The 13,686-nt window shown below is 75.5% G+C and carries 13 protein-coding genes; 4 read left to right on the forward strand and 9 right to left on the reverse strand.

Features of this window, described 5'->3' with window-relative positions; translation table 11 throughout:
* Positions 1-145: 145 nt before the first annotated feature.
* Positions 146-691 (reverse strand): rhodanese-like domain-containing protein, encoded by a 546-nt coding sequence (locus ACFVGY_RS28910; protein WP_385682476.1) that lies wholly within the window; start codon positions 689-691, stop codon positions 146-148.
* A 94-nt stretch (positions 692-785) separates the two neighbouring features.
* Here ACFVGY_RS28910 and ACFVGY_RS28915 point away from each other — a divergent pair, with 94 nt between their 5' ends.
* On the forward strand, positions 786-1,232 hold the full coding sequence (locus ACFVGY_RS28915; RefSeq protein WP_385682479.1) for an Lrp/AsnC family transcriptional regulator: 447 nt from the start codon (positions 786-788) through the stop codon (positions 1,230-1,232).
* Here ACFVGY_RS28915 and ACFVGY_RS28920 read toward each other — a convergent pair.
* From ACFVGY_RS28920 to ACFVGY_RS28930, 3 genes are all read right to left on the reverse strand, one after another.
* On the reverse strand, positions 1,222-4,233 hold the full coding sequence (locus tag ACFVGY_RS28920) for an AAA family ATPase (protein WP_385682482.1): 3,012 nt from the start codon (positions 4,231-4,233) through the stop codon (positions 1,222-1,224). The genes ACFVGY_RS28915 and ACFVGY_RS28920 overlap by 11 nt on opposite strands.
* Positions 4,230-5,402 (reverse strand): exonuclease SbcCD subunit D, encoded by a 1,173-nt coding sequence (locus ACFVGY_RS28925; RefSeq protein ID WP_385682485.1) that lies wholly within the window; start codon positions 5,400-5,402, stop codon positions 4,230-4,232. The genes ACFVGY_RS28920 and ACFVGY_RS28925 overlap by 4 nt, the downstream gene beginning before the upstream one ends.
* 101 nt (positions 5,403-5,503) lie before the next feature.
* Positions 5,504-6,130: a YigZ family protein gene (locus ACFVGY_RS28930; protein WP_385682487.1), complete on the reverse strand. Its 627-nt coding sequence runs from the start codon at positions 6,128-6,130 to the stop codon at positions 5,504-5,506.
* A gap of 167 nt (positions 6,131-6,297) precedes the next feature.
* Here ACFVGY_RS28930 and ACFVGY_RS28935 point away from each other — a divergent pair, with 167 nt between their 5' ends.
* On the forward strand, positions 6,298-6,702 hold the full coding sequence (locus tag ACFVGY_RS28935; protein ID WP_385682490.1) for a CoA-binding protein: 405 nt from the start codon (positions 6,298-6,300) through the stop codon (positions 6,700-6,702).
* Here the strand turns inward: ACFVGY_RS28935 and ACFVGY_RS28940 are convergent.
* Positions 6,680-7,279 (reverse strand): helix-turn-helix domain-containing protein, encoded by a 600-nt coding sequence (locus ACFVGY_RS28940; protein WP_385682628.1) that lies wholly within the window; start codon positions 7,277-7,279, stop codon positions 6,680-6,682. The two genes, ACFVGY_RS28935 and ACFVGY_RS28940, sit on opposite strands and share 23 nt — an antisense overlap.
* Before the next feature lie 107 nt (positions 7,280-7,386).
* Here ACFVGY_RS28940 and ACFVGY_RS28945 point away from each other — a divergent pair, with 107 nt between their 5' ends.
* On the forward strand, positions 7,387-8,253 hold the full coding sequence (locus ACFVGY_RS28945) for an EamA family transporter (RefSeq protein WP_385682493.1): 867 nt from the start codon (positions 7,387-7,389) through the stop codon (positions 8,251-8,253).
* Positions 8,254-8,269: 16 nt separating this feature from the next.
* Here ACFVGY_RS28945 and ACFVGY_RS28950 read toward each other — a convergent pair whose 3' ends face one another.
* A complete protein-coding gene (locus ACFVGY_RS28950) occupies positions 8,270-9,148 on the reverse strand; it encodes an acyltransferase (protein ID WP_385682495.1) in 879 nt (292 codons plus the stop codon).
* A 173-nt stretch (positions 9,149-9,321) separates the two neighbouring features.
* Between ACFVGY_RS28950 and ACFVGY_RS28955 the strand changes: the two genes are divergently transcribed.
* Positions 9,322-9,882: a gamma carbonic anhydrase family protein gene (locus tag ACFVGY_RS28955; protein ID WP_385682498.1), complete on the forward strand. Its 561-nt coding sequence runs from the start codon at positions 9,322-9,324 to the stop codon at positions 9,880-9,882.
* Positions 9,883-9,939: 57 nt separating this feature from the next.
* On the opposite strand, the gene ACFVGY_RS28960 is transcribed toward ACFVGY_RS28955, so the two are convergent.
* The 3 genes from ACFVGY_RS28960 to ACFVGY_RS28970 form a co-directional block, all read right to left on the reverse strand.
* Positions 9,940-10,584: a DedA family protein gene (locus tag ACFVGY_RS28960; protein WP_385682501.1), complete on the reverse strand. Its 645-nt coding sequence runs from the start codon at positions 10,582-10,584 to the stop codon at positions 9,940-9,942.
* A gap of 76 nt (positions 10,585-10,660) precedes the next feature.
* On the reverse strand, positions 10,661-13,204 hold the full coding sequence (locus ACFVGY_RS28965; protein ID WP_385682504.1) for a beta-glucosidase: 2,544 nt from the start codon (positions 13,202-13,204) through the stop codon (positions 10,661-10,663).
* 116 nt (positions 13,205-13,320) lie between these two features.
* Positions 13,321-13,470: a DUF2191 domain-containing protein gene (locus ACFVGY_RS28970; RefSeq protein WP_385682631.1), complete on the reverse strand. Its 150-nt coding sequence runs from the start codon at positions 13,468-13,470 to the stop codon at positions 13,321-13,323.
* Between the last annotated feature and the right edge of the window lie 216 nt (positions 13,471-13,686).

A 13,686-nucleotide genomic window follows, 5' to 3' on the forward strand; every position in this document is an offset into this window, starting at 1 on the left:
GGGGGCGGGGGGGGGGGGGGGGGGGCGCGCCGCCGGGGGGGGGGGGGCGCGCGCCGCCCCCCCCCCGCGGGGGGCGGGCGGGGGGGGGGGCCCCCCCCCCCGCGGGGGGGCGGCGGCGCGGCCCGCACCGTCGTCGGCGGCGGCGTCAGCAGCCGCAGTCGTCGGAGTCGGTGGGCGCGGTCAGCGGGTCGGCCTCGGCGCGCTGTTGACTGCCCTGCCAGGTCTCGACCTCGAAGCCCTCGCGGATCCAGTACTCGATGCCGCCGAGCATCTCCTTGACCTGGAAGCCGAGCTGGGCCAGGGCGAGCGCGGAGCGGGTTGCTCCGTTGCAGCCGGGGCCCCAGCAGTACGTGACCACGGGGACGCTCTTGTCCAAGAGCCGCTCGGCCTGCTCGGGGATCAGGGCGGTGGGCAGGTGGACCGCGCCGGGGACGTGGGCCTGGTCCCAGGCGGGGGTGGAGCGGGAGTCGATCAACTGGAAGCCGAGTGCGGTGCCCCGCTCGCGGTGGGCTTCGAAGGCGGCGGCGACGTCCGACACGTCCGCGTGGAAGGCGAGGCTGGCGGCGAAGTAGGCGGCGGCCGCGGAAGGGGTGGCCGGGGGTACCCGGAGCACGGGGTTCTCGGCGGAAGCCGCGGAAGCCGCAGAAGCGGCGCGAGCGGCGGAGGCGGCGGTGTGCTGTGTCGTCGTCATGTCCCTGAATCTATGAGCCTATTGATCACCCGGGAAGGGAGTTTCCCCGGCCTTCTTCTTGTTCTGCCGGGGATTCACCTGCTACACCTGCCGGATGACCGAGTATTCCCCCGACGCCACCGACTGGCGCATCCTGGCCGCCCTCCAGGAGGACGGCCGGGCCAGCTTCGCCGACCTCGCCCGGGCCGTCTCCATGTCGGCCAGCGCCGTCACCGAGCGGGTGCGCCGCCTGGAGGAGGCCGGCGTGATCACCGGCTACACGGCCGTGGTGAACCCGGAGAAACTGGGCAAGTCGATCCTGGCGCTGGTGCGGCTGCGCTATCCGCACGGCAACTACAAGCCGTTCCACGACCTGCTGGAGGCGACTCCGGAGATCCTGGAGGCCCACCACGTCACGGGCGACGACTGCTTCGTGCTGAAGGTCGCCGCCCGCTCGATGAGCCATCTGGAGGAGGTGGCCGGCCGCATTTCGGGGCTCGGCGCCGTCACCACGAGCGTCGTCTACTCCTCGCCGCTGCCCCGCCGCCCGCTCAGTCCGTGACGGCTGCGGTCCGGTGGCGGACGGCCGATCCGCCCCGCTGTTTGACGACCTCCAGCTGGGCCTGCACCCGGGTCCTCAGGTCGGCGACGTGGCTGACGATGCCGACGCTGCGGTCCCGTTCGCGCAGCGAGTCCAGCACGTCGAGGACCTCGTCGAGCGCCTGGTCGTCCAGGCTGCCGAAGCCCTCGTCGATGAAGAGGGTGTCCAGGCGTACGCCGCCCGCCTCGTCGGAGACCACGTCGGCGAGGCCGAGGGCGAGGGCGAGGGAGGCGAAGAAGGTCTCACCACCCGACAGGGTGGCGGTGTCGCGTTCGCTGCCGGTCCAGGCGTCCACCACGTGCAGTCCGAGACCGGAGCGGCCGCGCCCGCTCGCCTTGGCGTCGGAGTGGACGAGGGTGTAGCGCCCGCCGGACATCTTCAGCAGCCGTGCCGTCGCCGCGGCCGCGACCTGCTCCAGGCGGGCCGCCAGGACGTAGGCCTCCAGCCGCATCTTGCGCTCGTTGTCGGCGGAGGTGCCCGCGGTGAGGCCGGCCAGCCGGGCCACCCGCTCGTAGGCCTCGCGCAGCGGGCCGAGGGCGCGCAGCTCCTGCTCGGCCTGCCGGGAGAGCCGGTCCAGCTCCGCGCACCGCACCCCGGCCGCGTCGACGGCGGAGGCGGCGGAGCGCACCAGCGCCTCGGCCCGCCCGGCCTCGGCCTCGGCCGCGTGCGGATCGGCCGGGGGCAGGGCCGCGGCGGCCGCCGTGTCGCTCTCGCCGCGCCGGTCGGCCAGTGTCGCCTCCTCGGCCTGCCAGGCGTCCAGGCGGTGCTGGAGCGCGCTGCGTTCGTAGTCCGGGAGCACGGCGGCGGCCGCGGCCTCGACGGTGTCGAAGCCGGCTTTGAAGGCGGCGTCGGCGAGCTGGCCGTCGGCCTCCTTGAGCCGGGCGGCGGCGGTCTCGGAGCGGCGCAGCGCCGTGGCGGCGGCGCTGACCATGCGGACCCGGTCCTCCAGGATCCGGGCGCGGGCCGCGAGGGTGGGCGCGTCCCCTCGGAGCAGGGCGAGCTCGGCCTCCAGCGAGGCCTGCTCCCGGTCCAGGGCGTCGCGCCGGGAGGCCCGGGCGGCGGCCCGGCGCTCGGCGTCCAGCCGGTCGGTGCTGCGTGCGGCGTGCTCCCGCTCGGCGCGGGCGAGCTGCTCCCGGGCAGCGTGCAGTCCGGCCGCGGCGGCGTGGGCGGCGGCGTGCCGGGAGCTGAGCTCCGAGGTCAGGGCGAGGAGGTCGGCGCTGGTGGCGTCCCCTGCGGCGGCCGCGGCTGCGGCGCGGGCCTCCTGGGCGGCGGCGAGGGTGCGCTCGACGGCGGCCCGCCGCTCCTCGGCCTGCTCGTAGCGGGCGTGGGCGGCGTCCTCGGCGGCCCGGTCCACGTGCCCGGGGGCGGGCCGGGCCGGGGCGGGGTGCTCGGCCGCACCGCACACCGTGCACGGCTCGCCCGCCACGAGCGCGGCGGCCAGCTCGGCGGCGATCCCGCGCAGCCGGGCCTCCTTGAGCTCCAGCCAGGCCTCCCGAGCCGCGGCCGACTCCTCGCGTACGGCGGCCAGTTCGCCGGTGGCGCGCTGCACGTCGGCGTCCAGCGCGTCGCGCCGGCGGGCCGCGTCCAGGCGGAGCCGGGCGGGCTCCAGCTTCCCGGCGAGCTGCTCGGCCAGGGTCGCGGCCTGCTGCGCGGCGTCGACGCGGCCGGCGAGTACGGGGCGGGTGTCCTCCCAGCGCGCCAGCCACTCGGCGGACTCCCGCAGCTGCTCGTCTGCGTCGCGGGCCTCCCGGTCCACGGCGGCCCGCTCGCGGCCGATCTCGGCGCTGCGCTGCTCGGCGCGCCGACCCGCGCCCAGTGCACCGAGGTCTTCCCGCAGCCGCTGTTCTACGCCGGCCAACTGCTCCGGTCCGGCCCCGGCCAGGGACGGGGGCAGTTCGGCGCGCGCGGCCGCCTCCGCGTGGGCGGCGGCCAGGTGGGCGGAGGAGGCCGCTCCGCGCAGTTCCAGGGCGGGGGCGACGAGCGCGGCGCGGCCGGCCCGGTCGAGGAGTTCCCGGATCCGCTGCCGCTCGGGGGCGGCCTCGGCGAGCAGGGCGGCCCGGCGGGCGGTCTCGGCGTGCCGGCGCTGCAGCCGGTCGAGCTCGCGGGCCTCCTCCGCGGCCCGGCGGGCGGCGGCGTGCCGGCCCTCGACCGCGGCCAGCGCGTACTCGGCGACCGTGAGCCGTTCCCGGGCGTCACACCGCGCGACGGCGGCCCACGCCCGGACGGCTCCGGCCAGGCCGGGGTCCCCGGGCTGGTGGCCGGGCATCGGCCAGGCCCGCAGGTCGGCGCTGTCCCCGGCGGCCTGGGCGAGCCGCTGCGCGGTGCCGAGGACCTTCTCGTCGCCGGCCCGGACCTTGGCCTCGGCGGCCCGGCGGCGCTCGGCCAGCAGGGTTTCGACGGCGGCGAAGCGGCGGGTGTCGAAGAGGCGGCTGAGGAGGCGGCTGCGGGCCTGCTCGTCGGCGCGCAGGAAGCGGGCGAACTCGCCCTGCGGCAGCAGGACGACCTGGCAGAACTGCTCGCGGCTCATGCCGAGCAGCTGCTCGACCTCCTCGCCGATCTCCTGGTGGGAGCGGCTGAGGGCGGTCCACTGCCCGCCGTCGTGCTCGCGCAGCCAGCTCTGCGCCTTGTCCTTGGTGGTGCCGGTGCCGCGTTTCTTCGGCCGGTCCTGCTCGGGGCGCCGGGTGATCTCCAGGCGGCGACCGCCGGCGGTGAGTTCGAGGGTGACCTCGGTGGGGGTGGCGGGCGCGGCGTGGTCGCTGCGCAGGCTGGTGCCGGGGGCCTGGCGGGCGCCGGGCACGGATCCGTACAGGGCGAAGCAGACGGCGTCCAGGACGGAGGTCTTGCCCGCGCCGGTGGGTCCGTGCAGCAGGAAGATCCCGGCGGCGGACAGCGCGTCGAAGTCGATCTCCTGGGGTTCGGCGAACGGGCCGAAGGCGGTGATCAGGAGCCTGTGGAGCCTCATCGGCGGGCCTCCTGTCCGTCGGCGGCGGCCGTCGACGTGCGCACGTCCTCGAAGGCGGCCTGCAGCACGGCCCGTTCGGCCTCGTCGGCGCCGCCGCCGCGCACATGGGCGACGAAGTCCTCGGCGATCTCCTGGTCGCTGCGACCGCGGAGCCGCTGGGCGTAGCTGGCGCCGCTGTCCTCCTCGCGGCCCTCGGGGTCGAAGGCGAGGCTGAGGGTGTGCGGGAAGCGGGCGGTGAGACGGGCCATGGGGTCGTCGGGGCGTACGGGGTCGGTGAGGGTGGCCTCGATCCAGGCGTCCTCGTGGGCGGTGTGCGCCGGGTCCTCGAGCAGCGCGGCGAGGGGGCCGCGCAACCGGGCGAGCGGCCGCGGCACGGGGACGTCGATCCGCTGGGCGCTGATCTCCCCGGCCGGGCCGAGGTCGACGAGCCACATGGTCTTGCGGTGGTCGGCCTCGGAGAAGGAGTAGGCGAGCGGGGAACCGGAATAGCGGACCCGTTCGTTGATGGTCTGGCAGCCGTGGAGGTGGCCGAGGGCCGCGTAGTCGACCCCGTCGAAGACGGAGGCGGGGACGGCCTCGACGCCGCCGACGGTGATGTCGCGCTCGCTGTCGCTGGCCTGGCCGCCGGTGACGAAGGCGTGCGCGAGGACCACGGAGCGGGTGCCGGGGGCGCGCCCGGAGAGGTCGGCCCGGATGCGCTCCATGGCCGCGCCGAGGACGGCCTCGTGGCTGACCCTGTCGGCGCCGATCCGGTCCTTGACCAGGGCCGGCTCCAGATAGGGCAGCCCGTAGAGCGCGACGTCACCGTGTCCGTCGGCCAGCACCACGGGGTCGGCACAGCCGTCGGGGTCGGTCCTGAGGTGGATGCCGGCCCGGCCGATCAGCCCGGCCCCGACGCCGAGGCGGCGGGCGGAGTCGTGGTTCCCGGAGATCATGACGGTGGGTACGCCGAGGTCGGCGAGGCGGTGCAGGACCCGGTCGAAGAGCTCGACGGCGGGCAGCGGGGGCACGGCCCGGTCGTAGACGTCACCGGCGACGAGGACGGCGTCGACCTCGTGCGCACGGACCGTCTCCACGAGGTGGTCGATGAACGCGGCCTGGGCCCCGAGCAGGTTGACGCGGTGGAAGGACCGGCCGAGGTGCCAGTCGGAGGTGTGCAGGAGCCTCACTCGCCGGCCCCGCCGGCCGTCTCTGAGCACATGCCCGTCCGCCCCCTGAATCGCCTTGGCCGCCCGATGAACCCCTCTACGCTAACGCCTCGCCGGGGTGCTCAGGGCGCGTACGTCTCACCGCCGAGCGTGAGGGTGGCGGTGCCGGCGGAGGTGTCGGCTAGCCAGGCCTCGAAGCTGGACAGGTCGGCCTCGGGCAGGGCGACCTCGATCTCGACGGCGGCCCCGTAGCGCAGGTCGACCACGGTCCGGCCGGTGGAGCGCAGGTCGTTCTGGATCTTGCCGGCGCGCTGGTGGTCGGCGGTGACGGTGGCCAGCCGGTAGCGGCGCCGGGTGACGGTGCCGAGTGCGTCGAGGGCCTCCCCGACGGCGCCCCCGTAGGCGCGGATGAGACCGCCGGCGCCGAGTTTCACGCCGCCGTAGTAGCGGGTGACGACGGCCACCGCGTACCGGACGTCGCGGCGCATCAGCATCTGCAGCATGGGGACTCCGGCGGTCCCGCCGGGCTCGCCGTCGTCGCTGGCCTTCTGGACGGAGGCGTCGGCGCCGATGACGTAGGCGTAGCAGTTGTGCGTGGCGGTGGGGTGCTCGCGGCGGATGCGGGCCACGAACTCCTGGGCCTCCTGCTCGGTCGCGGCGGGCGCGAGCGAGCACAGGAACCGCGAACGGTTGACCTCGGACTCGTGCACGCCCTCGCGGGCCACCGTCGCGTACTGGTCTGACTTCACCGCTCCACCCTAATCCGTGGTCGAAGAGCAGCCCGGCCGCTGAAGCCCCGGGGCGTCCGCGGGGAATCGGGCGCGCGTCCCTCCTGTTGTCGAAAGCTGCGGTCCGGATCACGGGCCGCCCGGCCGGCAGCAGCCGGACGGCATGACGACATCAGGGGGCGGCACCCGTGTACGGCGACCCGGCAACCATCCGCAAGATCCTCACCGAGCTCGGCGACACCTGGGCCGTCGTGGGCCTGTCCAACAACCAGGACCGGGCCGCGTACGGAGTGGCGCGCGTGCTGCAGCGGTTCGGGAAGCGGGTGGTCCCCGTCCACCCGAAGGCGGAGACGGTGCACGGAGAGCAGGGGTACGCCTCCCTCGCGGAGATCCCGTTCAAGGTGGACGTGGTGGACGTGTTCGTGAACAGTGCGCTCGCGGGGCAGGTCGCGGACGAGGCGGTGGCCGCGGGCGCGGACGCCGTGTGGTTCCAGCTCGACGTGGTCGACGAGGCCGCGTTCGCCCGTACCCGCGAGGCCGGTCTGGAGATGGTGATGGACCGCTGCCCCGCTATCGAGATTCCCGCCCTGTAGCCACTCCGCCCACGGGTGGGATGGAGACGGCCAGGGTCATCTCCACCGGCTCCCCGCCGTCGTTGCGGTACGCGTGCGGGGTGTCGGCCTCGAAGGAGACGGCTCCGCCGGCCGGGACGGCGTACCGCTCGTCGGCGACGAGGAGGGTCAGCTCCCCGGCCGTGACGTGCAGCATCTCGAAGGTGCCGGACGGGTGCGGGTCGGAGTCGGTGCCTTCGCCCGGCTCCAGGCGGTAGCTCCACATCTCGACGGGCCCGCGCCGGTCGTCACCGAGGAGCATGCTCGCGCCGCTGCCCGCCCCGGTGGCCCACATGCGTACGCCCTGCCCGGGCAGGACGACGTGCACGCGCGGGGTGCGGTCGCGGTCCAGGAGGGTGGTGATACTCACACCCAGCGCGTCGGCCAGCTTCACGGTCGTGCCGACGCTGGGGTTCGTACGGGCCTGCTCGATCTGGATGATCATCCCGCGGCTCACCCCGGCCCGGGCGGCCAGGGTGTCCAGGGTGAAGCCCCGCGCGCCCCGCCAGTGGCGGAGGTTCCGGGCGAGCGCCTGCGTGAGCTGTTCGAAGTCCGACACCATTCCGTCCAAGATTCTGGATTCCGAAGTCCAATGGACTGAACTATCGTGCGGCGTACTCGACGCTGCACCCCATCGTTCACCGCACTGTACTGCGAGGCTCCCGCATGACCTCCCTCTTCGCCCTGGCCACGGCCCTCATGTGGGGCCTCGCGGACTTCGGCGGCGGGCTGCTGACCCGCCGGCTGCCCGCCCTGACCGTGGTCGTGGCCTCGCAGGTGCTGGCCGTGCTCGTGCTCGGCTCCGTCGTGCTGGCCACCGGGGCCTGGCGGGAGGCCGGACCGCAGCTGTGGTTCGCGGTCGCCGCGGGGCTGGTCGGCCCCGTCGCCATGTTCAGTTTCTACAAGGCGCTGGCGCTCGGCCCGATGGGTGTGGTCTCGCCGCTGGGCTCGCTCGGAGTGGTCGTGCCCGTCGCGGTCGGGCTGGCGATGGGCGAGCAGCCCGGGCTCGGCCAGGTCACCGGGATCGCGGTCGCGGTCGCGGGCATCGCCCTCGCGGGCGGCCCGGAGCTGCGCGGCGCTCCCGTGCAGCGCCAGGCCGTGGTGTTGACCCTGACGGCCGCGTTCGGCTTCGGCGCGGTGATGGCGCTGATCTCGGAGGCCTCCGACTCGGTGGCCGGGCTCTTCCTCGCCCTGTTCGTGCAGCGGGTCACCAACGTGGCCGCGGGCGGCAGCGTCCTGTGGATCCAGAGCCGGCGCGGCACCCCGGCCCTGCCCGAGGGCACGGGCCTGCGGACCCTGTGGCGGCTGCTGCCGGCCCTGGCCCTCGTCGGGCTCGCCGACGTCGCGGCGAACGGCACCTACTCCGTCGCCGCCCAGAACGGCCCGATCACCGTGGCCGCCGTGCTCTCCTCGCTCTACCCGGTGATCACCGCGCTCGCCGCCTTCGCCGTGCTCCGCGAACGGCTGCGCGCGGTCCAGGCGGCCGGTGCCGGGCTCGCCCTCGCAGGAACGATTCTGCTGGCGGCCGGCTGAGCCCTCCCCGCGAGCCCTACCGGCCGGCCGTGGCCGCGTCGGCGGTGGCCGGGTCGGCCGTGGCCGCGTCGGCCGTGGCCGCGTCGGCCGTGGCCGCGTCGGCCGTGGCCTCCCGCTCCCCGGCGCCGTCCTGCGCCGCGTCGGCCGCACCGTACTGCTCCGCCTCCGCGAGTTCCGCCAGGGCCCGGAGCTGCTCGGAGGTCATCCCGTCGGGGATGGGCACCGGGGCCGGCGTGCGCAGCGGCGGCTGCCAGCCCGTCTCCTCGGTCCACCGGCGCACGATGCGCGCCGGAGCTCCGGCCACCACCGCGTGGTCGGGCACCTCACCGCGGACCACGGACCCCGCGGCGACCACCACGTTGCGGCCGAGCCGCGCCCCCGGGAGGATCACCGCGCCCGTGCCGAGCCAGCAGCCGGGGCCTATCTCCACCGGTTCGCTGCGCGGCCACTGTCGTCCGATCGGCTCGTGCGGGTCGTCGTAGCTGTGGTTGGTGGAGGTGATGTACACCCCCGGCCCGCAGAAGGTGTCGTTGCCGATGCTGATGGGGGCGTCGGCGATGACGTGGCTGTCCCGGCCGAGCACCACACCGTTGCCGATGACCAGCACCGGCTCGGTGCCGAGGTCGAGGCCCGGCAGCATCCCGGCCGTCAGGGTGACCTGCTCCGCGATGATGCAGCACTCGCCGAGGTGGATCCACCGCTCGCCGAAGACGGTGCCCTGCGGGAAGGCCAGCCGGGTGCCCTCCCCGATCGTGCCGAAGCGGAGCCCGCCGCTGGTCCGGGCGGTGACCGCGCCGGCCTGCTGCATCCACCGCCAGACGCCGTGGGCGATCCGGCCCGCGACGCGGCGACGCAGGGTGGTCAGGGATGAGAACGTGTTCTGGTTCTTCGGCACCGGGCCACGGTAACGCGCCGGATGCCCTGACCGCGCCGTGATCTTCACCCCATCGCCGCCCCGGACGCGGTGTGCCCTACGGTGCCGGTAGCGCGACACGTCAGGCACACCGGGCGCACCATGCACACCAAGCACATCAGGCCCCGGCGGACACAGAACTGAGGAAGAGGAACATGACGGAACACGCGGACCTCGGCACGGCCGGCCGGGCACTCGTCGCGGGCGTGGGCGGCAAGAACCCGCGGATCGACCCCACCGCCTTCACGGCGCCCACCTCCGTGGTGGTCGGCGACGTCACCCTGGCCCCCCGCGCCAGCGTCTGGTACTCGGCGGTGCTGCGCGCCGACTGCGGGCCGATCGTGCTCGGCGCCGACAGCAACGTGCAGGACAACTGCACCCTGCACGTGGACCCCGGCTTCCCGGTCACCGTCGGCGAGCGCGTCTCCATCGGCCACAACGCCGTGGTGCACGGCTGCACCGTCGAGGACGACTGCCTGATCGGCATGGGCGCGACCGTCCTCAACGGCGCGGTGGTCGGCGCGGGCTCACTGGTGGCCGCGCAGGCGCTGGTGCCGCAGGGCATGGTGGTCCCGCCCGGCTCGCTGGTCGCCGGTGTGCCGGCGAAGGTGCGAAGGCCGCTGACGGAGGAGGAGCGCGAGGGCCTCAAGGCCAATGCCGCGATGTACGTCGAGCTGGCCGAGCAGCACCGCGCCGCGTTCACCCCGGGCGAGTAGCCCGCGCCGGGCCGGGTCGGCGACCGACGTCTGCCCGGCCCGGCCCGGCCCCGGCGCTCAGTGCTCGGCGGGCACCGGCTCCGCGGCGGGCTCGGCAGCGGCCGCCTTCTGCATCCGGCTGCGCATCACCAGCATCACCGTGATGCCGAGCACCACGGCCAGCACCAGCGCCACCCACGAGAAGCCCTTCAGCCACGGCTCCGCGACGATCCCGATGGAGTAGATGACGGCCGTCGTGCCGCCCGCCCAGAGGATCCCGCCGAAGATGTTCGCGATGAGGAACTTCCAGTACGGCATGTGCAGCACACCCGCCAGCGGCCCGGCGAAGATCCGCAGCAGCGCCACGAAGCGGCCGAAGAAGACGGCCCACATGCCCCACCGCTCGAAGGCGCGCTCCGCCTGAGCCACCTGGGCCGGCCCGAAGTGCTTGGGGAAGCGCCGTCCCAGCCGCTCCAGCAGGGGCTTCCCGCCGCGGCGGCCGATCGCGTAGCCGATCGAGTCGCCCACGATCGCGCCGGTGGTCGCGCAGATCCCGAGGACCACGGGGTCGATCTCCCCGTGTTGGGAGGCCAGCAGTGCCGAGCTGACGAGGATGATCTCCCCCGGCAGCGGGATGCCGAGGCTCTCCAGCCCGATGACCAGGCCCACCAGGAGATAGATGCTGACCGCCGGAATATGCTCCAGCCATTCCTGGACGTGCACCGGTGCGCCCTCCTGATTCGTCCCGCCTCAAAGGCCCGCGTCCCGGCGTGTCCGCATGACACGCCGAACGGGCAGCCTATCCGTTCTCGGCGCCGGTCTTGACGACGGTCTCGGCGCGCAGGGGCAGGTCCCGGGAGGACCGGCCCGCGAAGACCGTGCGCCGGCCGGTGCCCGGCACCCACGCGTGCCGCTCGGGGTCCCACGACGACAGGGCCCGCGCGTCGACGTCGACGGCGACCCGCCGGGCCTCGCCCGGCGCCAGGGTGAGCCGCCGGTAGCCGGCCAGCGCACGCACCGGCTGGTCGAGTCCCAGCTCCGCGGAAGGACCCACGTACACCTGGGCCACCTCGGTCCCCTTGCGGCGCCCGGTGTTGCGGACGGTGAACTCCGCGCGCAGCCCGCTGCGCTCCGGCCGCAGCACCAGGTCCCGGTACTCCCAGCTCGTGTACGAGAGCCCGTGCCCGAACGCGAACAGCGGCTCCACGCGCTGCGCGTCGTACCAGCGGTGGCCGACGTGGACGCCCTCGGAGAACTCCTGCCGGCCGCCCACCCCGGGGTAGCGCAGCGGGTCCCCGCCGACCGGGGTCTGCTTCTCGTCGGCCGGGAAGGTCTGGGTGAGCCGCCCTCCCGGGTCCGTGTCCCCGAAGAGGACGGCCGCCGTGGCCGCGGCCCCTTCCTGGCCCGGGTAGTACATCTGCAGGACGGCTCCGGTGCGGGAGAGCCAGGGCATGGTCGTGCCGGAGGGGGTGTTGAGCACGACCGCCGTGCGCGGGTTGGCCGCGGCGACGGCCTCGATCAGCCCGGCCTGGCCGCCGGGCAGCCCGAGCGAGGTGCGGTCGCTGCCCTCGCCGGCGTCCTCGTAGGCGAAGACGACCACGCTGCGGGCGGCCTTCGCCACCTTCACGGCCTCGGCGACATCGGCGGCCCGGGTCGCCCGCGTCGTGTGGCGCAGCCGGAACCGCCCGCCCGCCTCGCCGCCCTCGGCGAAGACGGCGAGGCGGTGGGCGCCCGCCGTGAGGTCGAGGGTGCGGCGTCGGACGCCGAGCCCATCGGGCGCGGAGCCGAGCAGTCCGCCCGCGAGGGGCTCGGCCGCGCCCTGCCGCACGGCGAACAGCTCCTCGCCGTCGAGGCGCACGCTCGGCCGCTTGCCGGTGTAGTGGACGAGTAGCGTCCACGCGTCGTCCTCGGAGAGGGTGAACTCCCCTTCGTGGCTCCAGGTCCGCCCGGCGGGCACGATCCGGTCGTCCAGTCCCGCGGACGGGACCAGCAGGTCCGGCGGCAGGGGCCGACCGTACAGGTCTTCGCCGAGGGCGTGGCGCACGGTGGCACCGCTCCCGGCCCGGCGCCTGATCGCGGCGAGCGGGGCGGCCGCCCGGTCGGGAACCACGTGCGCGCTGCCGCCGCCGCTGACGAAGGGCACCTGAGCGGTGGGCCCGATGACGGCGATGGAGCGGGCGGCTGCGCCCGCCAGCGGCAGGGTGGCGTGCTCGTTCCGGAGCAGGACCGCGCCGGCCGTGGCGACCCGGCGGGCGGTGCGCGCCCCGGCGCCGGGGTCACGGGCCGGCCGGGCCGGGCGCTTGGTGTCGAGCAGTCCGAACCGGTCCATGGTGGCCAGGATCCGGCGTACGGCGAGGTCGACGGCGTCCTCGGGGACGGTGCCGCCGCGCACCGCCTCCCGGAGCGGGGAGCCGAAGTGCGTACCGCCGGGCAGCTCCATGTCGAGACCCGCGCCGAGTGCGGCGACGGTGCTGTGCGCGGCGTCCGGGGCGGACATCACCCAGCCGTCGAACCCCCAGCGCCCGCGCAGCAGTTCGTCGAGCAGGGGCCGGCTCTCGGAGGCGTGGGTGCCGTTGACCTTGTGGTGGGCGCCCACCACGGCGCCCACCCCGGCGGTGACGGCCGCTTCGAAGCCGCGCAGTTCGGTTTCGTGGAGGGTCCGTTCGCCGGCGATGACGTCGACGGTGTCGCGGCCGTGTTCCTGGTTGCCGGGGGCGAAGTGCTTGACGGCGGCGATCGCGCCTTCGTCCTGGATGCCGCGGACGACCTCCGCGACCAGGTCCGCCGTCAGCCGCGGGTCCTCGGAGAAGGCCTCGGCGTTCCGGCCGGCGTACGGGGTACGGATCAGGTTGGCCACGGGCGCGAGCAGGACGTCCTGGCCCAGGGCGCGGGCCTCGCGGCCGAGGGTCCTGCCGTACTCGCGGGCCAGCGCCGGATCGAAGGCGGAGGCCAGCACGACCGGTGCGGGCAGTGCGGTGGCCGGGCGGGCGACCCGTACGCCGGCGGGTCCGTCGGCGAGCCGCAGCGGCGGGATGCCGAGGCGCGGCACGCCGGGGAGGTAGCCGGCCTGGCCGAGTGGGTACGGGTCCCGGCTGCCGTGCAGGAGGGCCGTCTTCTCCTCCAGGGTGAGCCGGTCGAGCAGGGCGTCGATGCGGGCGGCGCTGCCGGGCCGGGCGGGGCCCCCGGCCGGTGAGGCGGGGGCGGACGGGCCGGCTGCGGCGGACGGGCCGGTACGGGGGATGCCGCCGGGCGGTACCGCGGGGGTGCAGCCTGCTGCACCGAGGGCCGCGCCCAGCGCTCCGAACAGCCGCAGCGCGGAACGTCTGGACACGGCCTCGCTCATGGCGCTCCCTGCGGCTCCGGTCGGCGGGAGCGGCCCGCGCCGGACCGCTCCCGGCGCCCACTGTGCCGCCGCGCGGTCGCCCGGGTCCCGGGGGCGCGCCACTGCGGCGTACAGGTTCAGCCCTGCGGCGGCTCGACCGTGCCGGCGGTGCACGGGACGCCGTCCTGCGACTGCACCCGAGCCTCGGTGCGGTGTCCGCGGGCGATGTAGTCCCGTACGACGGCCTCCACCGCGTCCTGTGGCGAGCCGACTCCGGCGAGGACCATCACCTCGACCACGAGTGCGGCGTCGAGACAGTGGCTGGTCTCAGTGGCCGCCAGCGTCGCGGGCCTCTTCGCGGCCTTCGCACGGGTTCCGGCCGGGCGGGCGCGCTCCGAAACGCGGGTGGGGGCGCCGCCGGCCCGGGCCGCGCCCCCAGTACCCCCGGGGACAGGGTGGCATGCGGGGTGGGGCCCGGGGCCCCACGCGGGGAGCTCCGCCGG

The organism is Streptomyces sp. NPDC127106 (assembly GCF_042677605.1).
In the GTDB taxonomy this organism is placed as follows: Bacteria; Actinomycetota; Actinomycetes; order Streptomycetales; family Streptomycetaceae; genus Streptomyces.